We start from the raw sequence: 24,710 nt of genomic DNA, 5'->3' as shown, positions 1-24,710 counted from the left end.
TGTCCGGCGCGGCCGGCTGCCCACTCAGAACACCGGAGTTGAAGGCGAGGAGGGAGGCGAGTAAGCGGTCAACTCGGTCAACTTCAAGCCGAGTTGGTCAGGTCGGCTGGACGGAGGGAAGAACGGAGGTGAATCGTGAACACCGCTGTCGACGGCGACCGGAAGCGACGGAGGGGTGCCGCATGGCGAGGACGGCCCGAGGACCCAACCCCGTTCTCGCCGCCTGCCTCGACGAACTCGACTGGAGCCCCAAGGTCCTGGCCCGCAAGCTCAACCGCGTATTCGGCACAGGCACGGTCGCTGAGTCGGCCCCGTACCACTGGCGCGACGGCGGCCGCGTACCCCGCTCGCCGCTGCCCACCATGACGGCGTACGTGCTCTCGCAAGAGCTCGGCCGCGTGCTGTCCGTCGACGAGCTGTGGGAGGGCAGGGCCTCGGACTCTGTGGCCTTCGTGCCCTCGGGTGCGAGCATGGACCAGCCTTGGACGTACCAGGGTCTCGCGCACATCGTGGAGGACTGGGTGCTCGGCGGACTGGTCGATCGCCGCCGCTTCCTGGCGATCTCGGGTTCGGGACTGCTCGCCGTGGTCTCGCAGTACTTGGACGGCACGGCGGGGCGAGGCCCGTTCAGCCCGGGGCTCACCGAGACTGGTGTCGATCCGCTGGTAGCGCAGGTGGAGCAGAACCTGCCGCTGCTGCAGCAGCTCGACGACGAGCACGGTGGAGCTCGCCATCTTCCCTACGTGGGAGCGCAGTTCAGGTCAGTCGGGCTACTTCTCCACGAGGGCGGCCTGTCCGACACCGCGACCGTACGCTTGATCCGGGCACTGGCCGAGATCGGGCAGCTCGCCGGCTGGATGGCCTTCGACTCCGCCGATCACGGCCTCGCCCAGCGCTACTTCGTCACCGCACTGCGCGCAGCTCACCAGGTCAACGACCGTGCCTTGTGTGCCCACATCCTCGCCGACATGTCCTTCCAGGCTGCCTCCCGGCAGCACCCGGCGGACGCTGTCGCACTCGGCGAGGCGGCACACCGCGCAAGCGAGGGCGGCACGGCGGCGGTCCGCGCCTCGGTTCTCTCCCGCCTTGCCTACGGATACGCCGCCGCCGGTCGCGGCAGGGACTTCGAGCGTACGAGTGCGCTCGCTCGCGAACTCGTTGAGCACGGTCCGGACATCGGGGCCGAGCCTCGCTGGATGTACTTCCTGACACCCAACCACTTGGAGTGCCAGGCGGGTTATGCCCTGATCAGCCTCGGCCGCAGGGAGCTGCGGGCGGACAACCGCGCCACGGGCCGCCACTACTTGCGACAGGGCAGAGCGCTGCTGGAGACCGGCGCGTACGGCGTCGAGAAGGGCGATCCCAGTCAGCGCCGCGCCCTATTCGAAGGTGCTTGGCTGTCTCTGGGCCACAGTGCATCAGGTGAACTCGAGCACGCCTGTGAGGTTGGAGAGACGGCTGCTGCGCGCCTCGAAACCGTCCGCTCCCCGCGCAGCACCGCGCTGCTCAGCCAGCTGGCGACGGATCTGCGCCGTCGGCAACGCAACCCGTACGTGCGGGACTTCCTTCCAGAGCTCGAGCAGCGTCTCACCGCGCAGCAGAGACTCCAGAGCGTCTGACGGGCTACCTTCGGATCGTGACAGCGGATGGGCAGGTCGTCATAGTCGGTGCGGGCGTCTCGGGGCTCACGACGGGGGTGGAACTCCTCGACGCAGGTCTACGGGTCCGCATCGTCGCTTCGGAGATCCCCGGACGTACGTCGCTCGCGGCGGGCGCCATGTGGGGCCCGTACCTCGTGGAGCCGTGGGATCGGGTCCGGGAGTGGAGCCTCACCTCACTCGACGTCTTCCGGGAGCTGTCCGCCGTGGTCGGCGCCGGAGTTCGCATGACGAGCGGCGTCGAGGCGGCCCGACATCCGGTGGAGACGCCCCCGTGGGCCGCGCTGCTCCCCGACTTCCACGACTGCGAGCCGAAAGACCTCCCCCGGGGTTTCGTTGGCGGCCACCGCTTCACGGTCCCGCTGATCGACATGCCGATCTACCTCGACTACCTCTCGCGCCGCTTCCTCGGCCTCGGCGGGGAGATCGAGGCGGGGACCGTGGAGTCGCTGGACGAGCTCGCGGACGCGGACGTGATCGTGAACTGCGCCGGCCTCGGCGCGGGACAGCTGGCCGGTGATCCCGACGTGCGGCCGATCCGCGGACAGCACGTGGTCGTCGAGAATCCCGGCATCACGGAGTTCTTCTCCGAGGACACCGGACTGTCGCCCAACCTCGTCTGCTTCTATCCGCACGGGGACACCATCACGCTCGGCGGTACCGCCATCGATGGCGAGCCCGAACTGACCGACGACTTGGCTGTGGCCAAGGCCATCGTGCAGCGGTGTGCGGAGATCGATCCGCGGATCGGTGACGCTCGGGTATTGGAGCATCGAGTGGGGGCCCGGCCGACTCGGGGCGAGGTTCGGGTTGAGGTTAATCGCCGGAGCGATGGGGTGCCTGTAGTCCACAACTACGGGCATGGTGGGTCGGGAGTGACTCTGTCGTGGGGGTGCGCGCAGGAGGTCGCACGCCTGATCACCGGCACTCACGACTCCTGAGGCCCAGCGCAGTACCGAGCGCTGCTACCCGCAGTCGACGGTGTGCAAAGCGGGCATGACGGGGTTGATGCCGTCGTCCTTGACGACCAGGACACCACCCTCCCGACTCCATTTCATCTCGTACGAGCCCGACGCGATGGGGCGAATCCCGTCATCCGTCCTCCAGGAACTCACCGGGTGCCAGACGATGCCCATGGCCCCTGTTGTGTAGACCTCGCCGTTGCCGATGACCAGGAACGTCGACTCCCGCACGACCGCTCGGCAGCCATCCGGCCCGCTCGGCTCGAGCACGAAGTACTCCGCGCCCTCAACGAGGTCGCCCGCCGCTCCGAGCCCACCGACCAGCCCCGTAGCCGCAACGAACAGAATCAACAAGCGGCGCGTGCGCGCGCTCAGGCTCGTCGCAGCTGTATCTGGTGCTCGGCGTATGCGCTTCGACCGCATCCACAGGAGCCCGAGACCTGCGCTGAAGAGCCCGGCGCCCGCCTGCCAACCGGGGATCGCCTGCTCTGCGAAGACGAGCAGCATGCCGCTCCAGCTCACCGCCGCGGCGAGCACCATCAAGACGATGGCCCCAAGGACGTATCCAGAGAGCCCGGTCGCTCGCCTGGCGAGACGCTGCAGAGTTTCCACCGAGCTGAGGCTACGTTTCGTTGATCGCGCCGGACTGGCCGGGGCCGGATCCCCACGTCAGGACCGGACTGTGGGCGCACTGGGCTTAGGCTCCGCCGATGACGAAGCTGAACCGGTTCCAGGTGACATGGAACGACGGGCGACCCGTGGTGTCCGTCGGCGGCCAAGACGTAAGCGACTTCGTCTCGTCCTTCGAGATCCGAAGCGAACCACTCGAACCACCTCTCGTCGTGCTGCAGCTCGCTCCGGGGACAGTTCACCCCGAGCTCGACACCTTGGCGCATGTACGGATCGGCGTGCTGCCTGAACCGGGGCTGGCAGCCGCCGAGTTCCTCGACGCCCTGGACCCCGTCGAGGTCGAGCGGGCGGCCCTGGCCCGGACCGACCTGGAGAACGTCCCCGGCGGCGGGACCGCCGCTGTCCTTCGACAGCTTGCGGAGTGGGCTCGTGGGGCTTGATCTTTCCGGGGTACGTCGGGTCGTCGAGGGGGTTCTCGACGACCGCGTGGAGTTGTGGCGTGATCTGCAGGGCGAAGCCGACGACGAGCTGAACGAGTCCACTGGCGAGCTGGTTCCCCAGGCCGGCACACCCCGGCGCTACTGGGATGGGCTCGCAGCGGTCACACTCACCGGCCAACTGCCTAGTAACACGCAGTCATTGGACGGAATGTGGTCTGCGGCTCCGTCCAAGACCGCGTACCTGGCCTTGCTCCCGCTCACTGCCCCGCAGACTCGTCCCGACGACTTCCTGGTGGTGGCCTCCTCGAACCGAGATCCGCAGCTCACCGGCCGACGATTCCGCGTCTTGGAGGCTGCGACGGCGAGCTACGCGGTAGTGCGTCAGGTGCGGCTTCAGATCCTCGAATGACGCGCACCCACTGAGTGAACCAGCGCCGCGCGTTCACTCACAGTGATGAACCACAGGCCCAGCCAGAACCACGGTGTCCGCCAACAGGGTCTCTCCGATCACTACATGAGGTACGACGGAGGGACTGCCCGATGATCAAGAAGAACACACCCCGCCTGATCGCTGCCCTCGCCACGGCGGGCGCACTCGTGATGATGAGCCCCGCGACGGCCCAGGCCAGCGCCGTCGGTTCAACTCCCGTGCGGAGCTTCGAATACAGCGTGGGCGGTGTGACGATCAAGGTGCCGACGGGGTGCATGTTCACGCACATCATCCGCGGCGGCGGAAAGAAGATCACGTACCAGAACGCCGGCGTCGACTGCGCCTTCGTCGGTGCGCTCAGCAGCGGGTTCTGCAACTGGCGGATCGACTTCACGTACGGAGACACGAACAACCGGGTCTACAAGACGTCGCGAGGCCGCACCCACAACGAATGCGAGATCGGCCCCATGCGGAACAACTCTCCGCAGACCCTGCCTCGTTATGGAAGGGCGTGCACGCATCTCTACGTCAGTGGAGTGCGGCGCGTAAGTCAATGCCACCACATCACGGAATGAGTTATCCATGATCGACCAAGAGCAGGAGCAGGCAGTCGAAATCCGGCTTCGCCGGGCCGGGATCGCGGCGTTCGCCGCAGGGCTGGTCGGGACTCTCGCCTTCTTCGCCTTCTTCCCCGGGCTGCCGCACGTGATCGACTGGGGCGCGATCGTCACGGCTCTGATCGTCGGTGCACTGGCCCGGTGGGCCTGTCAGTCGTGGATGCGGAAGCGGGGCGCCAGCCACTCCTGAGCGTCCCTCCGGTGGAGTCGTTAGGCTCCGCCGGTGCCGCCCCCTGCGAACCCTCATCCCAACGCTCACCCAGGCGCCGCCGCATTCCGCGACCCCATCACGTTGGCAACTTCCCTCGTCCGTATGGCCCCAGCGGTCCGCTCCCGCACCCGGGCCATCACCCGCCACCACGCAATGCTCCTCCGCGCACGCATCCAGCGAAACGCCTCCGGGCGCCCCGGCCCGAACGTCATCACCGGGCAGTACCGAGCCTCCTGGGAGGTGAAGGTCACCGTCAGCGGAGGGCGGGTGACCGCGGAGGTCTCCACCCAGGCGCCGCAGTCGCGGCGCCTGGAGTACGGGTTCGTGGGTGTCGACCGCATCGGGCGGCACTACCGTCAGCCGCCGTACCCGCACATCGAGCCGGCCTTCCGGCAGACAGAGCCCGCATACGTCGACGCCCTGGAGAGCGGGGTGTTGGGGTGAGCCTGCCCCGGCTGCCGCTCACCCGGGCGCTGCGCACGCTCGTGGCGGATGCGACCGGACGGCCCTGCGGACTCGGCGTACTACCGCGAGGGCCTGACGGCCGCGCCGCCGACTTCCCGTACGCCATTCTCGACAGCCTGCCCGGCGAGTTCTCCGGCCCCGGCTTTGCCGACTGGCATGCCGACGTCTCCTGGAGTTACCAGGTGACGAGCGTCGGTGAGCGTGCCGACCAGGTGGAGTGGCTTGCCGACAGGGTCCGGTCGGCGCTCGTCGATCGCGTCGACGGGCGGTGGCGGTACGCGCTCGCACCTCCTGAAATGCGGGTCATTGACCGGGAGTTGAGCGTGGACGGCGCAGGTGATCCGGTTGACGGAACTGCGGGCGATACCGTTACCTACATACAGCGGTTCACGATCACTGTGAGCCCTGGCTGAACTCCGGAGCCGCTCGCTCCGTTTCCTCACCGCGGAGGTCCGCGCGGACACCTGGCTGATGAACAGCCTGGTGGTCCCTTGACGCGAATCTCAAGGGGCGGTGACCGCTGGCTGCCAGAGGTGCCGTCCCGGAAGCGGGAGTTGAACCTCCATGTCCCAGCAGCGTTTCATGCGGCGCGGCATCACAAAGATCTTCTGGCTCAAGGAAGTCTGCGCTGAATCGAAGGCTCCGACGCGCAAGGAGCTGTGCGCCCCCAACGCCACCGAACTCACCGAGGCCATCTCCGACGTCGAGGGCTGGGCCCTGACCAACGAGGCCATCGAGACGCCGGACATGGCGTCGACGTTCACCAGCTCCATCCCGGGTGAGGACAAGGCCGAGGACTCCTCGTTCACGTTCTACGAGGACAAGGTCAGCGACGACGTCGAGCAGCTGCTCCCAAAGGGGGCCAAGGGCTGGGTCGTGTTCCTGCGCAAGGGCGACATCCCGGGTTCCAAGTCTGTCGATGTCTTTCCGGTACAGGTGGCCTCGCGCTCCGCGCAGTACAGCACCGGAAACGAGGCCGCGAAGTTCCAGGTCTCGTACACGATCACCGAACCGCCGGCGCTCGACGTAGCAGTGCCCCCGGCCGCGACGAAGCCGAAGCCTCTGCCAGTCCCGTCGCATGACAGCGATGAGGACGACGGCTCTGTGGACGTCACCCTCGTCGCGGCAGCGGCCACGGTGACCACGCACGACGAGGACTGAGATGTCCTCGCCTGACGGCCGGAACCAGCGAGACGAACGCTGGTCAGCGAAGATGCGGCGCCTGCGCGGTCGGCCGCTCCCCGAATATGTCCTGCGTATCTGCGATGACGAGAAGGTCCGCCAGGAAGCGACCCTCGCCGAGGATGCCTACCGCCGTGCACAACGCCTCGCCGACTCAGCACCAGATGACAGCGAACTCGGCCGTCAAGCTGCCGCACTCGCAGAGGTCCACGAGTCGGCCCAGCTGAGGCTACGTGCCGCCTCGCTCGACCTGCCCTTCCGTGCGCTGCCCCGCCCGGTCCTGGAGGAGCTGATCACGCAGCACCCTCCGACCGAGGCGCAAGCCTCCGAGGGGGCCGCGTTCAACCCGGACACCTTCCCGGCCGCGCTGATCTCGTCCTCGTCCGTCGACGGTATGACCGAGTCCGAAGCGGCTGAGCTGCTCGGCTCATGGTCGGCGGCCGACGCGAACAGCCTGTGGGAGGCGGCCTGGCAGGTGCAGCAGGTCAGCCGCACCGACGTGGACGCGGTGAGCGTGGGAAAAGGCTGAGCGCCGATTCCCGGCTGCGTGTCGAGCTCGAACTGTGCGAGCGGTGGGGCATCCCGCACAGCGAGTTCCTCGGCGGGACCGGGCGTTGGACGGATCTGGACCGGGCGAAGGCCCTGGCCTGGCAGGTGTGGCAGCGCAGCATCTGCCCGGACTGCCGGACGCGGCTGGCCGAATGGGACACCGGGCAGGGCGGTGACCCGCATGCCTACGTCCCCGACACGGTCCGCTGCCCCGGCTGCGAGGTCATTGAGCAGGAACGCGATCAGGTCCCTGACGGGCGCCCGGGTTACGGCGTGAAGATCCAGCTACTTCCGCGGGCGGAGTACGGACGCCAGCACAGCGCTGAGACGCCAGTCAGCAAGACAACTTGAGCGTGAGGAGGTGAACCACACCGGTGTCCGGCTACACCATGACGGTCCAGATGCAGGCCGAGGCGAACAGCCTCATCCGCGGGCTGCGCGCCGCCGCCCGCGAGGCCGGCACGCTCGCAGACCGGACTGCTGCCGCACACCGTGCCTTGGCCCAACTCGCCACCACCGGCACCCGCACCTCGCGCCAACTCACCACCGTAGGAACCGGCGCCCGACGAGCCGCCGCCGGTCTCTCCAGCATCTCCACCAGGGCTGCCGCTGCACGAAGCCATCTGCGCGCCACGAGCCGCGACGGCGTCACCTCCATCCACCAACTCAACCGCGCCATGGCAACCCTGGGCCGGGGCTCCTCGGGAATGACCGGCACCGCCGCCGTGGCCGGCCTGGCACTCGGCGTTGGGCAGGCCGCCGAGGACGGCAACCGCTACCAGCGGCAGATGAACGTCTTCCGAGCTGTCACCAGCGCGACGGCCGCACAGATGCAGCGCGCCTCCTTCACAGCCCAGGAGCTCGGCAACGACCTGAGCCTGCCGGGCTCGACGGCCGCGGACGCCGCCGAGGGCATGGTCGAGCTGGCCAAGGCGGGCTTCCGTACGGACCAGGCGATCGACGCCGTACGGGCTTCGCTGCAGCTCTCGTCGGCGGCCGGAGTGAACGCGGCCGACTCGGCGAAGTACCTCGGCGACATCATGGACCAGTTCGGTCTCGGCGCCGACCAGGCCGCTCGCGCCTCGGACATCCTCGCGGCCACCGCGAACAACGCCTCCGGCGGCATCATCGATATCTACTACGCGATGCGCTACGCCGGACCGGTCGCCGCCGGTCTCGGTGTCTCGATGGAGGACGCGGCGAGCGCGGTCGGCATGCTCGGCAAGGCGGGCATCCTCGGTCAGACGGCAGGGACGTCGCTGCGCGGCATGATGGCGAACCTGGCGGCGCCGACGCCCCAGATGGTCGCCGCACTGCACCGTCTCGGCATCGAGGCATGGGATGCGCAGGGGCGTTTCCGCGGGTTGCGGGTAGTGATCGACGGCCTCGCCAGGGCCCAACACGACATGTCGCAGCAGGACTTCACGGGTGCCGTGAAGGAGGCGTTCGGCAAGCCCGCGATGTCCGGAGCCATCGCCATGGCCCACCAGGGCACCGACTCCTTCGACGCGCTGTCGCTCGCCGTACGGCAGGCCGGTGCCGCTGCCGACATCACCTCGGCGCGTGGTGAGGGTCTGTCGGGTGCGATGGTCCAGCTGAACACTCAGGCCCGGCAGACCGGCATCGCTCTGTATGAAGGGATGGCGCCGGGTCTGGAGTACGTCGTACGTCTCCTCACCCACGGCCTCGCCGGCGCCACCCCGCACCTCACCGCGGCCCTCGAGTACGGGAACGATCTCGCCACCCTCTTCGGGCCGGACCTGAAGAAGAGCGCCGCGCAGGGGCTCGGCGGCCTGGTCGACGAAGCCCGGCAACTCATCGGTCCACTCAAGGACATCGGCGAGCACACTCTGGCCACAGGGCTGAACCTGCTGGTCAACGCCGCAGAGGCACTCGGCGAGGTGTTGGGGAACGCCGCCGACGGCGTCGAGCCACTGCTGTCGGCTCTGAGCGGGCTCGGTGAAGGCGGAGGCGCGGCGGCTGGCACGCTCGACATCGTCGCCACCGCCGCGAACCTCGTCATCGACGCTGTATCGGGGCTGTCGATCGTCCTCGTTCCCATCGGACAACTGGTCGGCGGTCTGGTGGATGCCTTTGGCTCCCTGCCCGGCCCCATCCAGTCGGCCGCGCTGGCGCTGCTGTTGTTCGCTCGGGCGCGGCCGATGCTCATGGGTCTGGCGGGCACGGTCTCCGGTCCCGTGCGCGGCGCATTCCAGGGCTTCGCACAACAGATGCAGGTCCAGCGCCAGTTGGCCGCGACTGCCGGTCAATCACTCACTCGCTACGGCGCCGCGTGGGCGGCGGTGCAGGCCCGGGTCGGTTTCCTGGGGCAGATGACCTCCGCCTTCCGCAGCGCGTCCGGCGCGGGCACCACCTTCATCGGCACCCTGAACGGCGTGGGCCGCGCCGCGACGACTGGGCTGCGCGCCGCCGGATCCGGCCTTGTGGGCGCACTCGGCGGGCCCTGGGGCGCCGCGCTCGCCGGCGCCACTGTCGTCCTCGGCCTGCTGGCATCAGCTCAACAACGCGCCGCCGCCAAGGCCGCCGAACACAAGGCGAACATCGACGGCCTGGCTGGCGCGCTGCGCGAGTCGAACGGCGTGATCAACGAGTCCGTACGGCAGCAGGCCGCTCAAACAATCCAGAACCAGAAGCTGGAGGGCTCCAGCAGCAGCCTGATGGACGTCATGGGCAAGCTCGGTTACTCCCTGCGGGACGTGACCGACTCGTACCTCGGCCAGGGCGTCGGCATGGACACCCTCGCGGCGAAGATGCAGGCGCTCGCCGACAAGGAGGTCGCCGCCTTCAACAAGACCAGCCGCGGCGACTCGGACCGCGAGAACATCGCCGAGCGCGCTGGCCAGTACCAGGCCGTGGCCAACACCCTGAAGACGTTATCGGGTGACTCAGCCAAGGCAAGGAAGGCTGCCAAGGATCTCGCGAACGCCCAGCAGGGAGCAGGCAGTGGTGCGAGTGCGTATGACCGGCTCAAGACCGCGGTCGGCGAGCTCTCCGACGAGACCGCCGATGCCGACCAGCGCACCCGCGCTCTCAAGGACGCTCTCGACCTGCTCTCCGGCGGACAGATCTCGCTGCAGGCGGCGAAGGCCCGTGTGAACTCCGCGGTTCTCGACCTGGACGAGTCCGCGGGCTCCGTCGACCGCGCTCAGGGGTATGGCGGCAAGCAGCTGGTCAACAAGGACGACACCCTCAACACCACGACAAGGAACGGGCAGACGCTCTACACCCAGCTCACCTCGTTGTCCGATGCCGCAGCCGACGCCGCCGTGTCCGCGTACGCCCTCGCGCAGCAGAACGGCGAAGCGCTGCCGAAAGCCCTCGCGAAGTCCCGGGCCGAGATGCAGAGCGCCCGCGAGGCCGCCATCAAGGCGGCCCGCGGCTACGGCCTGACCAGGGAGCAGGCCGAGCGGGTCGCGGACAGCCTCGGCCTGCTTCCCTCGAAGGTCTCGTTGCTACTGCAGACCAAGGGCATGGACTCCACGCTCGCCAACCTCCTCTCCGTACAGGCCGAGTTCGACCGCTTTCCCACGCACAAGACGATCCGGGTCGACTCGCTGAGCGAGGGCGCACAGAAGGAGCTCCGACAGCTCGGCTTCACGGTGAAGACCGTCCCAGGCACCCGGCAGATCAAGGTCACCGCTCCGACGGCCGGCGCGCGCAAGAACCTCGACATCCTGATCAAGAAGCTCGGTGATACCCCGGGTTCCAAACGAGTCCAGGTGTCCGCACCCACTGCGGCTGCGATCCGCAGCCTCGAAGCCCTGCGCGACAAGATCCGCTCAACACCCGGTGCGAAGAGCGTCGTCGTACGAGCACCAACGACAGCCGCACGCAAGGAACTCGAGTCACTCGGCTTCCGTATCGAGAAGGTGCCTGGGTCCAAGAACGTCAAGGTCACCGTCCCGACCGGTGGTGCCCGCAAAGCGACCGAGACCATCCAGTCCCGGATCAACGCCCTGCGTGGCAGGACGATCCCGATCTACACCCAGATGTTCCGCAAGCCGTCCGCGCACGACAAGGACATGAACGGCATCCCCGACATGGTCCAGAGCCCCGGCCTCAAGCAGGGCAACGGCGGCGTAGTCGACTACTACGCGGATGGCGGCGTACGTGAGCGGCACGTCGCGCAGATCGCTCCGGCCGGGTCCTGGCGCATCTGGGGTGAGCCGGAGACACAGGGCGAGGCGTATGTCCCTCTTGCGCTCTCAAAACGCGTGCGCAGCAAGGCTGTTGTCGAGGACGTTGTGGGGCGCTTCGGCGGGCACGTCGAGTGGTTCGCCGACGGCGGCATGACCCGACGTGCTTCACGCACCCCTGACGCCCAGCTCACCACAGCGGCGCGGAGTGCCGCAGCGACCCGCACACTCGCCGACGTAGTCCGCCGCTTCGAGGTCCGCCCGCCCGTGGATGTGCGCGGCGCCGCCACGCGGGTCGACGCTCGCGGCGGCCAATCCGTCCAGGTCGTGGTCGTACGCGAACAGCAGCCGTTGATCGGCACCATGCCGGTCACGGTCCACGACAGCAGTGCCAGCCCACAGCAGATCGGCACGGAGATGATGCGCCGCCTGCGCAACGCTCAACGTGGCGGGAGAGTCCGATGAACCCCAATACCGTTTGCCGCCAGGCGCATTCAGCTGAGCTTGCCGAGTGGCAAGTGGAGATCGGCGGCGTGGTCCTCCTCGGCCCTGGAACCTCGATCCCCATCGGAGAGATCGAAGGGCTCGGTGTTCCCGAAGTTCGTCCACAGGATGTGGATAATCCCGTCGGCGACGGCGCAATGCCCGGAATCGACTACTACGGCCCGCGCACCGTACGCATCGAGGCGGGCATCAAGGCACCTGGCGCCCCGAGTGCGGCCGTCAAAATCCTTGAGCGAATGCAACAGGCGGCTCATGCGGAAGGCGTGCGCAGGAGCACAGGCCGTATGAGCGTGCTCCGTGCGCGCTGGCCAGGCCACGAGACACGCCGCCTGTACGGGCGAGTTCGCCGCATGGAGGCCACCAGCACGGCGAGCGCGGTACACGGCTGGATTCCCCTGGATATCGAGTTCGTGGCGATGGACCCGCACTTCCACGCCGATACGCCCACTCGCCTCACCTTGCCCCTGGACCAGGTTGCCCGCCCTGGCCGGATCATCAACGCCGGGGACGCTGCTGCCTGGCCGACGCTTCGGATCAGCGGCCCCGTCGCGGGCCCGAAGGTCTGGAACACGGTGACCGGGCGGGCCCTGGAGCTAGACGTGGCCCTCCGGGCAGGCGAGTTCGTCGACATTGAGACCCGGCCGGGGACGCGCTGGGTGCTACGCAACGGCATCGTCAACGCCGCTGCTTCGCTGTCCCCCAGCTCCCGCCTCGACCACTTCACCATCCCGCCCGGCCCCTCAGAGATCGTCTGGAACGGCGGCGACCTCACCGCAACCAGCAGCCTCACCCTGTCGTGGCGCTCCGGCCACACCGCCTTGTGAAGCGCGCGGACTCGACTGAAAGGAGCGGGACTTGACCCTCGTACAACCACCGTTCATGACGCATGGCGGCCGCCAACAGGCGCAGGCGACTCGTCTGCTGCTGCACGATCTCGTGCGTGGCGGACAGGGGATCGCCGGGGCTAGCGACCTCAAGGTTTCGCCTTTGCAGCGGCCGGCTTGTGGCGTGCGTGTGGCTGACGGCTCGGCCATCGTGCATGGCACCCACCCCTGGCAGGGCGCGTACGGACAGGTCAACGTGGGCGACGCGCTGGTGGACATTGATCCGACGGGTCCATTCGCCCGGACCGACCTACTGGTGCTGCGCGTCGAGGATCCCGAGTACGAGGGCGATCGCGATCCCGCTTACGGCGACATCGGCTATTTCCACGTCATCCAGGGTGTGGGGCCCGAGACGGTCGAGGTCCCGGTGGAGATGTCGGCGATCCCGCTGGCCCGCATTTCACTGCCGCGCGACACCGGCACCGTGACCGCGGACATGATCAAGGACTTGAGGCAGCTCGCCAATTCTCGTCACCAGCACCGCGTCCACACTGCCTGGCCCGACGGGCGGCAACGCCTGCCCGGCGAACCCGGCAGGTGGACGGCCTGGCCGACCGAGGCAGCCTGGGACGTGGATATCCCTGCCTGGGCGAGCAAGGCGACCGTCACGGTGACGATCTCCAGCCTGCAGGTGGAGGATGGCGGCGTGCTCGCCCGGCTGCGTACGACCCTGGGCACAGCGAGGGGCAAGTCCTCGCAGGTCGTAGCCGAGCAAGGTGCGACACCCCATCTGTTCACCACGCTCGCCCACACGTACACGCTCACGCCCGCGCAACGCGGTGTCACCCAGCGCCTGGCCGTCCAAGCGAACCAGGACGCCGAGGGTGGCAGGGGCGGACTCTTCGTCGACCGCTCAACGGCGATCGTCGCCACCGTCGACTTCACGGAAAGCCCCGAGTAGCCCGCCCATGCCCGACTACCGATACATAGCCGCGCACGCGCTGACCGGCGACGTCCTGCACGGATACCTGCCGCTCACCGGCGTCGAGTGCGGACCGGAACTGAACGGACCCGGCAGCCTGTCCGCCACCCTTGATCCGGGTCTCGCCCGCCCCATCTACGAGTACCTGGACCCCGGCAACACCCTGCTCTATGTCGAGCGGGACGGCCGACTCGTGTGGGGCGGAATCGTCTGGCGGGCCGAACCGCAGGGCCCCGTTTTCCCCATCGAGGCAGCTGGTTTCGGCTCGTATCCCCATCGACGTCACGATCTCCACGGCAACCTGGACGGCCGCGGACCGTACATCGAGGCGGACCCCTGCCAGGTCATCCGCGACGCCTGGGAATACCTGCAGGAACAGCCCGACGGCGATCTGAACGTCACCGTGGACGACACGAAGTCGAAGGCCACAGCCGGGACCTCCAAGACGCCGTACTCCCTCCCCAAGACCGAAGCTCGCAACCTCGGCGAGGTTATCGACGAGATGGCCGACATCGAGGACGGTCTGGAGTGGACCGAGTCCGTCACCTGGTCCGACCGCCGGGCCTCACATCGCATCCATCTCGGAGCGCCCCGACTCGGACGGCGCCGCGAGGACATCACCTTCACGTCGGGCATCAACATCGCCTCCGCCCCGCAGGCGATCGAGGATGCCGACGAGTTCGCCCAGGCCGTCGTCGCCCTCGGCGCTGGCGAGGGCCGCAAGCGCCCGCACGCCGTCGACTCGGTCCGCGACGGTCGCCTCCGCTTGGAACACCGGCTGGAGACAAACGAGAAGAGCGTCGCGAAGCTCCGCTCTCGCGCACGGCAGCAGCGGCTTAGGCGCCAGGTACTGACCGACCTCACGGAGCTCGACGTCAGGGACCACCCGGCCGCGCCCTTCGGGGCGTGGAACATCGGGGACGACGTCCTCGTACGACTGCGTGAGCAGCACATCTCATACGAGGGGTGGCATCGGATCACGGGCTGGACGCTGCGCCCACCGAACGGCTCGGAAGCCGAGCGCATCACGCTCAACCTGGAGCGGACGGCGAAGCCCGAGGACGCTGAGGAAACCGAGGAGCCGTAACCGACCATGCCCGACACGATCACCACGCTCGCGAAGCGGCTGGCTCAACTGGAGCGCCGAGTACGGACCTTGGAACGAGTCCGGAAGCCCCCGCCGCCCACCTGGCGGGACCTACCTCTGACCGGGAACACCACCGTCATCGAAGACATCCCGACACCACAGATGCGGATCACAGAGCAGGACACGTTGGAACTGAGCGGCCAGATCAGCATCCCTGGCGGCAGGTCCCGGGACGAGTCCGTGCTGGCCCTGCTGCCGGAGGACTACCGGCCGACAGCCCCGCGCCGTATCGCCATCGCTTCCGATACGGACCGCCGACCACTTCACTTGGAGCTCCGCGTTGACGGTCAGGTCCTCCTGCGGGCCCCCACCACCAGCACGATCAAGGTCAGCATGCTGAGCCTCGACGGCTGCACCTGTCGCCTTGACGACTCCGAGCAGCCCTGAACTCCCTTACCTCCCATAGACTTTTCGCCACAGCATGCGACCCTCCGCGTGCCGCGAATGCGCTTCTTCACCGAGGGACCGGCCCGGCACCTCCACGGGGCGGTCAGCAGCACTCCGGTGAAGGTGAAGCGAGGATGGCCCCTCCCCTGTCCGCGGACAAGTTCCTGTCCGTACTGAAGAACGCCCAGCTCGGCGTCGTCGAGCACGGCAAGTGGCGCTCCCACAACCGCAACAGCCACGGCAACTGGGGTCCCGTCAACGGCGTCATGATCCACCACACGGGCGGCTACTCCTCCGAGGAGGACATGGTCGAGCTCTGCCGCACGGGCTACAACGATCTCCCCGGCCCTCTCTGCCACGGAGTCATCGACCGCTCTGGCACCGTCCACATCGTTGGCTACGGGCGCACGAACCATGCCGGCATGGGCGACACCGACGTTCTCCTCAACGTCATCGGAGAGTCAGAGAATCTGCCGCACGACAACGAAGCCGACACCGACGGCAACCGCCACTTCTACGGCTTCGAGTGCATCAACACCGGCCGGGGCCAGACCTGGCCGTCCGCCCAGCTCGACGCGATGGCCCGCGCGGCGGCCGCAGTGTGCGAGGCACAAGGCTGGAACGAGCACAGCGTGATCGGTCACAAGGAGTGGCAACCGGGCAAGACCGATCCGTACGGCATCGACATGGACGACTTCCGGGCTCGCGTCGGCAAGCTGCTCAGGCCGGGGGCGGGGAAGCCGCGCGATCCGGACAAGCCGAAGCCGAGCAAGCCGAGGCCGGAACCCGAGAAGCCGAAGCAGTCGGGCGACAGCTCCAGAGTCCCCGCGTACGCACCCTTCCCGGGCGCCGACCAATTCCGCGCCCGCCGCACCTCAGCGGTCATCGCCGCGATGGGCGAGCGCCTGGTCGCCGAGGGCTGCGACACCTACCCAAGCGGCCCTGGCTCGACGTGGAACGAAGATCACCGCCGGTCGTACGCCGCCTGGCAACTCAAGTGCGGCTACCGCGGTCCCGACGCCGACGGCCTCCCAGGACAGTCCAGCTGGTCCAAGCTCCGCGTCCCCAACCCGAAGAGCACCTCCACCTCGAACCCCGCCTCAAGTACGCGGAAGGACGGCCCCGACACGATGCCCCAGACTCTCGCCGACGTCGCCGAACGCACCCTCGCCACGTACGCCGAGGCGTTCATCGGCCTCATCGCCGCATCGCATACGACGGACCTCGTGGACCTGTCCGCGTGGCAGTCAGCCGCGGTCGCAGCTCTGCCCGCCGCGCTCGCCGCTTTCAAGTCGTCACTCGGCACGGTCGTGGGCCGCTGGGGGACGGGCTCGTGGCTGCCGAAGAAGGCCGACCCGGCCACTGGCACCAAGTAGCACCTCGACAGGCCCCAAGAGGAGGACACCGTGCCGGAGAGTGAAATCGCCTTGGCACTCGCAGACTTGCGCCGGGCGCTTGAGCTCGGGCTCACCCGAATCGACGGACAACTTGCCCTGCTCGTGCAGCGCTCCGATCAGACGGACAAGGAACTCGCAGACCTCGAGGCGAGGGTGACGTCACTGGAGAAGACCCGCTGGCCGTTGCCCACCCTCGTGGCCCTTGCCGCCGTGGCATCCTCTGTGATCGTTCTGATCCAGACCATCGGGGGATGAAGACGCCCCGGGCCAGAGTGCGAGTCAGATTCCCGGGGCGCCGCTTCCACAAAGGAAAGAGGCTCCGAGGTTACGGCGCCGGGTTCGGCTCGATCAACCCGTAGCGCGTAAGCGACTTGCCGATCCTCTGCGCGATCACCCGCATGTCCCCGTCAAGATTCATCAACTGCCCGACGGGTGAGCATTTTCAGCACTACCTTGATCGCTCATGAAACTTGAGGAGCGCTTGCCCGCCGTATTTACGGCCGCACGCCAGAACGTCAAGGCCACCCTCGACCTGATCTACATCCACGCGGAGCAGGAGGTACGGGGACTTCAGCCCAGAGCCACCCTCAATCCACTGATCGCCCTCACAGCCGTCGCGGCATGGGAGCGACTGCTGAGTGACCTGGTCGGGGCAGCGAAGTTCAGCGAGGAGAAGTGGGACAGGACGGGCCCCGGGCACTACCACCTGGACACGATCGAAGTGCCCAACCCGCAGCCGAACAAGCCGGATGCGACGCAGCGCATCTCCCTGCCCTTCGAGCCGGTCCATCTCGATGCCAAGCTGCGCCAGTACGGCGTGCTGAACGGCAAGGTCTCGGACGGCTGGGAGATCTCCATAGCCCGCAGTTGGATAGGAGTCACGCCGAAGGACTGGATCTTCACCAAGTACATAGACGATCGGGGCCTGGTCTATTCGCACCTGAAGACCAACCAGAAGGTCCGGAACGGCGTGGCCCACCTCGCTCTACCGGGGAACGGTGCCCGAGCCGAGAAGGCAGGGTACGGCTGGTACAACGACGCGAAGTCGAAGACCATTCAGAACGGGCACGCACGCGGAATCGCGGCCTTCTTCATGCAGTTCATCGACTGCACCATCACCACAGTGGCTCGATCGCACGGCGTGGACGAGAAGCGGCACCGCCTCCCGGCCGGCTGGTTCCAGGCAACGGTGCCGGAGAGTGACAGCCGCTTCCCCGGCGCCGTGTTCTGGGGCGGGCACTCCCTGCACCGAGTGAGCTGAGAGGCGGCGTCACCGCCGTCACGGCCCCAACTAGACTTGAACCATCAAGTCACCTGTATGCGCGAAGTCGGAGAGAGCGCCATGGCCGCTGGCGGCAAGTTCCCCTACCTCCTCGGCCACGGGGAGATCTCGTTCCTGTACGGAGTGGAGCGACAGACCTCGCAGCTCTGGCGCACCCGCGAGATCCTCCCCGAGCCCGACTTCGTCGTCTCCGGCAACCCGTACTGGCTGCTGCCCACCATCCTCGGCATGGCCGAAGCCAACGGACGCGAGGTGGACCCTCAGCGCCTGAAGGAGTTCAAGGCCAACCACCGCGACTGGTTCGTTGTCGAGGACACCGCCGACCTGCCCCCGGTTATCGGCCTCAAAGAGATCCCTTGGATCTTCGGGAAGAAGTACGGGGACATCTATCAGTGGCGCACCCGGAACAGTCTGGCCGCAGAAGACGCCGTCATCTCGGGCTCCCCGCTGTGGCTCCTGGACACGATCCTCGCGGACGCCGAGGAGCGCAGCCGGCCGGTCCTGCAGGAGGCAGTCGAACGCATCCGGACCGGCGAGCGTGAAGGGCTGAAGCCGCGGGGTCGCAAAAAGAGCGCCACTCCGAAGCCGCAGCCACCGGAGCTGCCGCCCACTCGCGCCTATAAGCCTGGGGATGCCGACCTCGCCGAGGTCACCGCCTTCATCAAGGAGATCTGGGCAGCCGGCCTGACCGTTTCGGTACGCGCGAAGCGGTAGGCCAGATCCGGCAGCACACACCCGGTGTTGGCGGTGATCTCCGGCTTGTCACCGTAGACGGGGGATCTGAAGGCGGAGCTCGCCCCCGTCGTCGTCGGTGGCGCCCACTCTGGGCAGGCAGCTGTGCTCAACGCGCTGCGAACCCCACCATGGCCGTATGGATCACGAGCACTTACAGTGTGGCAATCATCCGTGGAGACAGTCACTGCCACACTCGGGGGTGGAGTATGCACCGTCAGGACGAACTTCCGTTGGACATACCCGTCGGCGACAACGAGATATCGCCGCCACGTCGGCGCCCATCGATCGACGAACGCTTCGACGACTTCCACACGTCGCACCCTTGGGTCTTCGAGGCTCTGGAGGAGCTCATCGAGGAGTGGATCGAGTCCGGCGGCGGCCGCATCAGCATCAAGGCGCTGTTCGAGCAGCTTCGTTGGCCAGCGAGCCGCCAGCGCGTCCCACCTATCCGACTCAACAACATCTTCACTTCCCGCTACGCGCGACTCCTCCGCCACGAGCATCCCGAGTGGGCAAATGCCTTCGAGACGCGCCGCCTACGCAATCACGCCCGCAGCGATAGAGATTCATTGACATCAAAAGTCAATGCGGAATAAAATTACATCAATGCAATTTGCTCCATGCATCCGTGGAGACAGATTGCAGACCTGCAGGGGAGAAACGTTGACAGGAGGGGACGTGGCCGAAACTCCGGTCACCTGGCTCGCGATTCGCGATGACCAGAAGGCGTTCGAGGAACAGCAGTTGCGCGCGCTGCGCTCGGCGTTCCCGGACCTCGAGGAAGCCGCTCCAGCGCAGCTGGGGATCTTCTTCCACTACTGCAAGGCGTCCGGGCTCGATCCGTTCGGGCGCCAGATCTACATGATCAAGCGCACATCGCGCGGCAGGATCCGCTGGACGATCCAGACCGGCATCGACGGCTACCGGCTCATCGCCCGCCGGGCCGCCGATCGCTCCGGACAGCCCCTCGCGTACGAGGACTTCGTCTGGTTCGACAGCGAGGGCGGTGAACACAACGTGTGGCTCCGGGACGAGCCGCCTGCCGCATGCCGAGCTGTCCTGTGGCGTGGGGACTCCCGCTTTCCTGCGGTCGCACACTGGCGTGAGTACGCGCCGAAGGTGTGGGACTACGAGGCCCAGGAGTACAAGCTCGGCGGACTGTGGCCCCAGATGCCGGCGAGCCAACTCAGCAAGGTCGCCGAGGCACTGGCGTTGCGGCGAGCCTGCCCGGCGGACCTCTCCGGGCTACAGGTCGACGAGGAGATGCACGCGGCCGATGCCGCAGAGTCACGCGAACGCGTCGAAGCGGAAGCCCAGCAGCTCCGGAAGCCCGCGACACCTGCCGACGACCGACCCCGCGATGTCGCCGCAGGTCCCATGCAGGCGCAGAAGGCGCAGGACGCGGAAGAGATTCACGACGCTGAAGTGATCGAGGAACGGGAGACGGAAGCAGACCCGCTGACACTGGCTCGCGACGAGCTGCAGCGGGCCGCCCGAGCCCTCACGCTCCCCTTCAGCGAGGTCAACGACGCCTGTTTCGACCTCACCGGCGTCGCCTACCAGGACGCTACTGCCAGCCAGTTGAACGATCTCGCACAGCTGTTGTCGAGTTCCGCCGACCTCATCGGCACTCCGCAGATGGCCTCCCGAATCGCTGCCTTCCGCGCGGAGCGCGCTGACCAGCAGGACGAGGCGGGAGAGCGACCGACGCGGAAGAGCACGGTGAAGAAGTCGGGCGCTTCGAAGCGAGCCAGCCGACGGACCTCATCCCCTGCGACGACGGACACCCCAAAGAGCTCCACTCGCAGACGGACACCGACCAAGGCCACAGCCGCGCAGGAGAAGTGACTCTTCTCTACCGCCTCAACGCCCGCCCCTCGGGGGCGGGACGACCCCACCGACCAGGAGAGTGCGAGGACCCTGCATGCCCAGCGACACCCTCACCAGCACCGTTCCCATCCCGGATCTCTGGAAAGCCGCCCACCGGGACGACCGAACCCGGCCCCGTTCCCGCCAGCACCTGCTCGGCCCGTCCTCTATCGGCCTGTGCCGACGCCGCGCCGCGTACGAGGTGCACGGCACCTGGCCTTCCGATCTCGCCGACAACATGCACGCGGCGATCCTCGGCACCTGGCTCCACGAGGGCATCCTGCGAGTCCTCGAGGAGCAGTACGGCGCGTTCACCGAACTTGCGCTGACCGACGGGACGCTGCTCGGGCACGCCGACGCTTACTGGGCGCCCGTCCAACTCACCGGCCAGGAAAGCGGATATGACGGCCATGCCGGCGTCGTAGAGGACGTCAAGACCAAGTCCACCCGCGCCCTGGACATGGTCGTGCGCCAAGGACCCGGCCGACACGAGTGGTTCCAGGTCCACTTGTACGCGCACCTTCTCCGCTCTGGTGGTCTGCAGTCACACCCGACCCTTCCGTCGGACGAACCTCTACCGGTGGACGTCGTACGCCTGCGATACGTCGGCCGCGAGTACGGCCAAGTCGTGGTCCACCAACGTCCGTACGAGCAGGCCATCGCCGATCAGGCGCTTGCCTGGGCCGAGGAAGTACTCGGGAGCTCAAGCCCCGAAGCCATGCCGCGCGATCTCGACGGGCCTGGCCTCTCGATCATCTGCGACAACTGCCCGTTCAAGAGCGCGTGTTGGAATCTTGATGCGCTGAGCGACAATCGCGCACCGCAGACGATCCTGGTCGAGAACGACCAGGACGTCACCGCAGCGTTGGGCGCATACGCGGAGGCAGCCGAGATCGAGGGCGCCGCGAAGAAGCGCAAGGCGAAGGCGCGCAAGGTGCTGGATGCGGCAAATCCCGGTACGTACGGCGACTTCAAGCTCTCCTGGTCGGGCGGCAAGGTGCTGCCACCCAAGCCGGACCCGGAGGCGATGGTTCGCATCCTCGAGGGCCTCGCCCTCGACATCCCTCTGAAATCGGGAGGCCGTTCCTCCCGAACGATCAACGTCTCCCGTATGCCCGACAGCCCTTGATCTGATCTCTCAGCCAGCCACCGGGGCCTGCAGAGCAGGCCCTGCGCCGAGTGCGCCCGAAACCGACCCCGAGCACGGAGGCACCATGAGCACCGTCAGTCTCGATCCCCCCATCACTGCAGTACCTTCCGACATGTCGCCCAGCAGTCCGCCCTCCGTTGTCCTCGAAGACCGCATCGCGAATCACCTCGGGGACCGCTGGCCGCGCCTGAGCCACGCCGGCTTCTCTGCCGACCTGGCCGCGGACGCTATGGACGTGGTCACCCCCGCGTTGGACCGACTGCGTCAGATCGCCGCCACCGCGGCTTCCGAACGCGACCAGGCCCGCGGCCTCGCCGTCACGCTGGAGCAGATGACCGCCGAGGCCGTACGACTGCTCCGAGCCGGGCATCCGGACGAGGCCCTTGCCGTCCTCGATGGTGACGCACAGCATGACGACCGCGAAATCGGCCGGGTGTGACGACCATGGCCACCATCCACGTCTCCCGAATCACGTGCTCCGTTGGGGCCACGGACCCGACCCGACAGACGCACCACACCCACGTGAGCACGACGCGCACGGGCACCCCCGGCGTGGACTTCCTGGCCGTCGAGCGCGCGGTCAATGGCGACCGGCCACTGCCTCAGCTGAACCATGCCGAGCAGCAACTCGCCGCCCGCCTCATGACGGGCCAGGAATGCACGCTCACGGTCATCGCCGCCCGCCTCGGCACCGACGAGCGCACCGTCGCACGCTGGCGCGCAGCCTGGAAGAAGGAACAGGTGGAACAGCCTTGAGTATCGAAGCTGTGGCCTGGGCGTTCCGCCAGGAGATCCCCAACCCGGGCGCGAAGCTCGTCCTTCTGGCGCTCTGCGACTATGCCGACGAGTCCTGGTCGTGCTTTCCGGGGCAGGAGACCCTCGCGACCAAGACCAGTCAGGGCGAGCGGACGGTCCGCCGACATCTGGAGTGGCTGGAGCGGGAGGGTTTCATCGTCTCCCGGGCGCGGTTCGCGCATGGACGCCGTACGAGCAATCGCTACACGATCCACAGTCCGAGCCCCAACACGCCGCCACTCACGCCCAGTTCTCCAAGGAAGGGCCCGTCGGCCAAACCCGTCAACTCACCAGCAGAGCAGGCGGCCGAAATGACCGGCGGCCAGATCGACCAGCGGTCATCTCGCGCAGAGCAACCGGCCAGACTGGCCGGGGAACCGTCAGAGAACCACCAGCAAAAGCACCCCCAGCCCCCAGCCCCCAGCAACCCGGAAGAGCCCGCCCCACAGTCCGGTTGCGACGCCCACCCGGCAAGACAGGCCCCCAACTGTCGTGGCTGCGGCACCAATCTGCGCGCCCTCCGCAAAGCCGCCGAGGACGAAGCGAATCTGCAGGCGGTCGAGCGTGAGCAGCTCAGTACAAATCTGTGGCTGCAGGCGATGCGCACGCGTCGCGGCGAGGTCGAGCAGCAGGAGCGCGACGGCTCGCTCGCCAGGGCTCGCCAAGCTGTGCGCGCCGCCGTTCAACGACGGCCCGACGAAGACGCATCGCACCCCACAGGAGATATAGGAACCTTGACGGAGATTGATCACGATTGATAAAATGATATCAGTTCGATCAATCAACACCCCTACGACCAGGAAGCGATCTCCACTGTGTTTCAACCCGTCACCCCAGCCATGCGCCAAGCGCTCGAAGTGAGCCTCACCCGCCGAGGAGTCACCACCGAACAGTTCGCGGCAGCCCTGCAGTTGGCAAAGGAGGCCGGCGAGCGCATGGCCGCGACCTACGGCGAGACCGTCGGCCGCACGATCGAGCCGGCCGAATTCGCGCGCATCATCTTCGGCACCGAGGGCACCGGCCGACTCCTCCTCGCCACCTTGCGCGAGGTGACCGGGCGCGCCGACCTCTACCGGGAACTGGACTGACCCAAAGGCGACTTCGCTTGTCCTTTTCATCCGTGGAGACAGTGCAAGGCCAATCGTGACCCGATCGGGTCGCAGCAGAGTGCGAGGAATCCAGATGGACATCACCGACATCGCCGCGATAGTCCTCGCGGCCCGCGTCGTCGGCGCCCCCACCGAGCGCCGCGTGAGCGGCACGACCGTTCACCAACTGCGGCTGCGCGGTCAACGCCGGGGCCAGACCGTCGATTTCAGCCTCCGCGACGGCCACCGCCTCTGGCGCGTCGAGGCGGTCACCGACGACCACGGAACCAACCTTCAGCCGCGCACGCTCGGCCGGCGCCTCTCGGCCCGGCTCACCGAGCTCCACACCCAGGCCACCGACCGCCCCACCTCCTTGTAGTCCCGCCGGTCCCGCCGACGGTGGGACCGGCTCGCCACACGAAGGAAAGAGATCGTGGACCATCACACACGCGAGCAACTCCTGTACGCAGAAGCCGCCAAGCACGGCATCGACCCCGGTCAGATCCGCCAGGCGGTCGACCTGGTGGCCGGTGCGCTCCAGCACGACATCAAGGCGCACGAACGGACCATGGGGCGGTACATGTCCGCCGACGAGTGGACGGACCAGCACCCGCCCGAGGTGTTCAAGCTGATGTGCCGGCGGGCGGCCGAGGCCGTGGGGCTCAAGGACGGCAGGGAAGACCTCGTCTTCACCATCGTCTTGGCGGCGATGGACGCAGAGGAGGCGACGAACGAGCGTCCCTGGCAGGACGAACGTCCGTGGCAGTCCGAGGCACGCCCCCTCACGCACCCGGACGAGGTCACCTTCCCCGCGTACGCCGTCGGCTACGTGGAGCCCGGCTCGCCGCCAGAGCACCGTCCGAGTTCGGTGGTCCGCTCCGGCGGCCGCGTGCGCATGGCCATCGTCCGCGCCACCAGGACCGACCAGGGCGCGGCCTGCCTGGAGGACGTCACGGGGGTCGTGAGCTTCACGTACGGCGGACTGCCCGGAGTCTTCATCGCGACCCCGGTTCCGGACCCCGGACTTCCCCGCTGCTCGGGCTGCGGCCAGTGGAGCAGTGAGCACGGAATGCCGGACAGCGACGCCTGCGGCCACTTCCAAGACACGGTCGCCGAAGCCAGATCACCCCTGTCGCTGTAGCCGCAGCTGATCAGGTCCGGGGCCGCGCCGGTGCGAGCGGCGCGGCCCCGGATGCACACCTCACCCCACGACGCGCGGACCAGCGCCGCGCCTTCCACAGAGAGAGCA

Annotated in this window: 29 protein-coding genes; 28 read left to right on the top strand and 1 reads right to left on the bottom strand. The window is 67.7% G+C overall.

All coding sequences use genetic code 11. The annotated features are described in order from the left end of the window. Positions 1 to 182: 182 nt before the first annotated feature. Together H9Y04_RS35320 and H9Y04_RS35315 are read left to right on the top strand one after the other, a co-directional pair. The gene (locus tag H9Y04_RS35320) at positions 183 to 1,619 is read left to right on the top strand and encodes an NsdA family TPR-like regulatory protein (RefSeq protein ID WP_187818262.1); all 1,437 of its coding nucleotides are present in this window, start codon (positions 183 to 185) and stop codon (positions 1,617 to 1,619) included. Positions 1,620 to 1,636: 17 nt separating this feature from the next. Then, a complete protein-coding gene (locus H9Y04_RS35315; protein ID WP_187818261.1) occupies positions 1,637 to 2,599 on the top strand; it encodes an FAD-dependent oxidoreductase in 963 nt (320 codons plus the stop codon). Positions 2,600 to 2,623: 24 nt separating this feature from the next. Here the strand turns inward: H9Y04_RS35315 and H9Y04_RS35310 are convergent, their stop codons facing one another. Next, positions 2,624 to 3,232, bottom strand: coding sequence for a hypothetical protein (locus tag H9Y04_RS35310; RefSeq protein ID WP_187818260.1), 609 nt, complete (start codon positions 3,230 to 3,232; stop codon positions 2,624 to 2,626). A gap of 98 nt (positions 3,233 to 3,330) precedes the next feature. Here H9Y04_RS35310 and H9Y04_RS35305 point away from each other — a divergent pair, with 98 nt between their 5' ends. From H9Y04_RS35305 to H9Y04_RS35180, 26 genes are all read left to right on the top strand, one after another. Then, complete coding sequence (locus H9Y04_RS35305; protein ID WP_187818259.1) at positions 3,331 to 3,690, top strand: hypothetical protein; 360 nt, start codon at positions 3,331 to 3,333, stop codon at positions 3,688 to 3,690. After that, the gene (locus H9Y04_RS35300; RefSeq protein ID WP_187818258.1) at positions 3,680 to 4,099 is read left to right on the top strand and encodes a DUF6093 family protein; all 420 of its coding nucleotides are present in this window, start codon (positions 3,680 to 3,682) and stop codon (positions 4,097 to 4,099) included. The genes H9Y04_RS35305 and H9Y04_RS35300 overlap by 11 nt, the downstream gene beginning before the upstream one ends. 131 nt (positions 4,100 to 4,230) lie before the next feature. Then, entirely contained in the window at positions 4,231 to 4,695 is a 465-nt protein-coding gene (locus H9Y04_RS35295; RefSeq protein WP_187818257.1) for a hypothetical protein, read from the top strand. Positions 4,696 to 4,702: 7 nt separating this feature from the next. Beyond that, positions 4,703 to 4,927, top strand: coding sequence for a hypothetical protein (locus tag H9Y04_RS35290; RefSeq protein ID WP_187818256.1), 225 nt, complete (start codon positions 4,703 to 4,705; stop codon positions 4,925 to 4,927). A 33-nt stretch (positions 4,928 to 4,960) separates the two neighbouring features. Next, complete coding sequence (locus H9Y04_RS35285) at positions 4,961 to 5,392, top strand: HK97 gp10 family phage protein (RefSeq protein ID WP_308801533.1); 432 nt, start codon at positions 4,961 to 4,963, stop codon at positions 5,390 to 5,392. Continuing rightward, on the top strand, positions 5,389 to 5,826 hold the full coding sequence (locus tag H9Y04_RS35280; RefSeq protein WP_187818254.1) for a hypothetical protein: 438 nt from the start codon (positions 5,389 to 5,391) through the stop codon (positions 5,824 to 5,826). The genes H9Y04_RS35285 and H9Y04_RS35280 overlap by 4 nt, the downstream gene beginning before the upstream one ends. Before the next feature lie 151 nt (positions 5,827 to 5,977). Then, the gene (locus H9Y04_RS35275) at positions 5,978 to 6,574 is read left to right on the top strand and encodes a phage tail tube protein (RefSeq protein WP_187818253.1); all 597 of its coding nucleotides are present in this window, start codon (positions 5,978 to 5,980) and stop codon (positions 6,572 to 6,574) included. Position 6,575: 1 nt separating this feature from the next. Next, entirely contained in the window at positions 6,576 to 7,124 is a 549-nt protein-coding gene (locus H9Y04_RS35270) for a hypothetical protein (protein WP_187818252.1), read from the top strand. A gap of 394 nt (positions 7,125 to 7,518) precedes the next feature. Continuing rightward, the gene (locus H9Y04_RS35265) at positions 7,519 to 11,766 is read left to right on the top strand and encodes a phage tail tape measure protein (RefSeq protein WP_187818251.1); all 4,248 of its coding nucleotides are present in this window, start codon (positions 7,519 to 7,521) and stop codon (positions 11,764 to 11,766) included. Next, a complete protein-coding gene (locus tag H9Y04_RS35260) occupies positions 11,763 to 12,629 on the top strand; it encodes a phage tail family protein (protein WP_187818250.1) in 867 nt (288 codons plus the stop codon). The genes H9Y04_RS35265 and H9Y04_RS35260 overlap by 4 nt, the downstream gene beginning before the upstream one ends. Before the next feature lie 31 nt (positions 12,630 to 12,660). Further along, positions 12,661 to 13,590, top strand: coding sequence for a hypothetical protein (locus tag H9Y04_RS35255; protein WP_187818249.1), 930 nt, complete (start codon positions 12,661 to 12,663; stop codon positions 13,588 to 13,590). 7 nt (positions 13,591 to 13,597) lie between these two features. Further along, positions 13,598 to 14,698, top strand: coding sequence for a hypothetical protein (locus H9Y04_RS35250; RefSeq protein WP_187818248.1), 1,101 nt, complete (start codon positions 13,598 to 13,600; stop codon positions 14,696 to 14,698). Between the two features lie 6 nt (positions 14,699 to 14,704). Then, entirely contained in the window at positions 14,705 to 15,145 is a 441-nt protein-coding gene (locus H9Y04_RS35245) for a hypothetical protein (RefSeq protein WP_187818247.1), read from the top strand. A gap of 134 nt (positions 15,146 to 15,279) precedes the next feature. After that, on the top strand, positions 15,280 to 16,521 hold the full coding sequence (locus H9Y04_RS35240) for a peptidoglycan-binding protein (protein WP_187818246.1): 1,242 nt from the start codon (positions 15,280 to 15,282) through the stop codon (positions 16,519 to 16,521). A 30-nt stretch (positions 16,522 to 16,551) separates the two neighbouring features. After that, the gene (locus tag H9Y04_RS35235; RefSeq protein WP_187818245.1) at positions 16,552 to 16,797 is read left to right on the top strand and encodes a hypothetical protein; all 246 of its coding nucleotides are present in this window, start codon (positions 16,552 to 16,554) and stop codon (positions 16,795 to 16,797) included. Positions 16,798 to 17,005: 208 nt separating this feature from the next. Further along, positions 17,006 to 17,803: a hypothetical protein gene (locus H9Y04_RS35230; protein ID WP_187818244.1), complete on the top strand. Its 798-nt coding sequence runs from the start codon at positions 17,006 to 17,008 to the stop codon at positions 17,801 to 17,803. 57 nt (positions 17,804 to 17,860) lie between these two features. Beyond that, the gene (locus H9Y04_RS35225) at positions 17,861 to 18,538 is read left to right on the top strand and encodes a hypothetical protein (protein ID WP_236071864.1); all 678 of its coding nucleotides are present in this window, start codon (positions 17,861 to 17,863) and stop codon (positions 18,536 to 18,538) included. A 251-nt stretch (positions 18,539 to 18,789) separates the two neighbouring features. Beyond that, on the top strand, positions 18,790 to 19,155 hold the full coding sequence (locus tag H9Y04_RS35220; RefSeq protein ID WP_187818243.1) for a hypothetical protein: 366 nt from the start codon (positions 18,790 to 18,792) through the stop codon (positions 19,153 to 19,155). A 10-nt stretch (positions 19,156 to 19,165) separates the two neighbouring features. Then, entirely contained in the window at positions 19,166 to 20,407 is a 1,242-nt protein-coding gene (locus H9Y04_RS35215; protein ID WP_187818242.1) for a recombinase RecT, read from the top strand. Positions 20,408 to 20,483: 76 nt separating this feature from the next. Beyond that, a complete protein-coding gene (locus H9Y04_RS35210; protein WP_187818241.1) occupies positions 20,484 to 21,557 on the top strand; it encodes a PD-(D/E)XK nuclease family protein in 1,074 nt (357 codons plus the stop codon). A gap of 85 nt (positions 21,558 to 21,642) precedes the next feature. After that, complete coding sequence (locus H9Y04_RS35205) at positions 21,643 to 22,017, top strand: hypothetical protein (protein WP_187818240.1); 375 nt, start codon at positions 21,643 to 21,645, stop codon at positions 22,015 to 22,017. An 83-nt stretch (positions 22,018 to 22,100) separates the two neighbouring features. Beyond that, positions 22,101 to 22,334, top strand: coding sequence for a helix-turn-helix domain-containing protein (locus H9Y04_RS35200; RefSeq protein WP_187818239.1), 234 nt, complete (start codon positions 22,101 to 22,103; stop codon positions 22,332 to 22,334). After that, a complete protein-coding gene (locus H9Y04_RS35195; protein ID WP_187818238.1) occupies positions 22,331 to 23,131 on the top strand; it encodes a helix-turn-helix domain-containing protein in 801 nt (266 codons plus the stop codon). Before H9Y04_RS35200 ends, H9Y04_RS35195 begins: the two co-directional genes overlap by 4 nt. A gap of 81 nt (positions 23,132 to 23,212) precedes the next feature. Continuing rightward, positions 23,213 to 23,461 carry a hypothetical protein gene (locus H9Y04_RS35190; protein WP_187818237.1) on the top strand — a complete coding sequence of 83 codons (249 nt, stop codon included), beginning with the start codon at positions 23,213 to 23,215 and terminating at the stop codon, positions 23,459 to 23,461. Positions 23,462 to 23,555: 94 nt separating this feature from the next. Beyond that, on the top strand, positions 23,556 to 23,840 hold the full coding sequence (locus tag H9Y04_RS35185) for a hypothetical protein (RefSeq protein WP_187818236.1): 285 nt from the start codon (positions 23,556 to 23,558) through the stop codon (positions 23,838 to 23,840). Between the two features lie 54 nt (positions 23,841 to 23,894). After that, positions 23,895 to 24,602 (top strand): hypothetical protein, encoded by a 708-nt coding sequence (locus H9Y04_RS35180; RefSeq protein ID WP_187818235.1) that lies wholly within the window; start codon positions 23,895 to 23,897, stop codon positions 24,600 to 24,602. Positions 24,603 to 24,710 lie beyond the last annotated feature (108 nt).

Origin of the sequence: Streptomyces polyasparticus, assembly GCF_014493765.1 — a bacterium.
GTDB classification, from domain to species: domain Bacteria; phylum Actinomycetota; class Actinomycetes; order Streptomycetales; family Streptomycetaceae; genus Streptomyces; species Streptomyces polyasparticus.
This window is presented reverse-complemented; position numbering and strand designations above follow the sequence as displayed.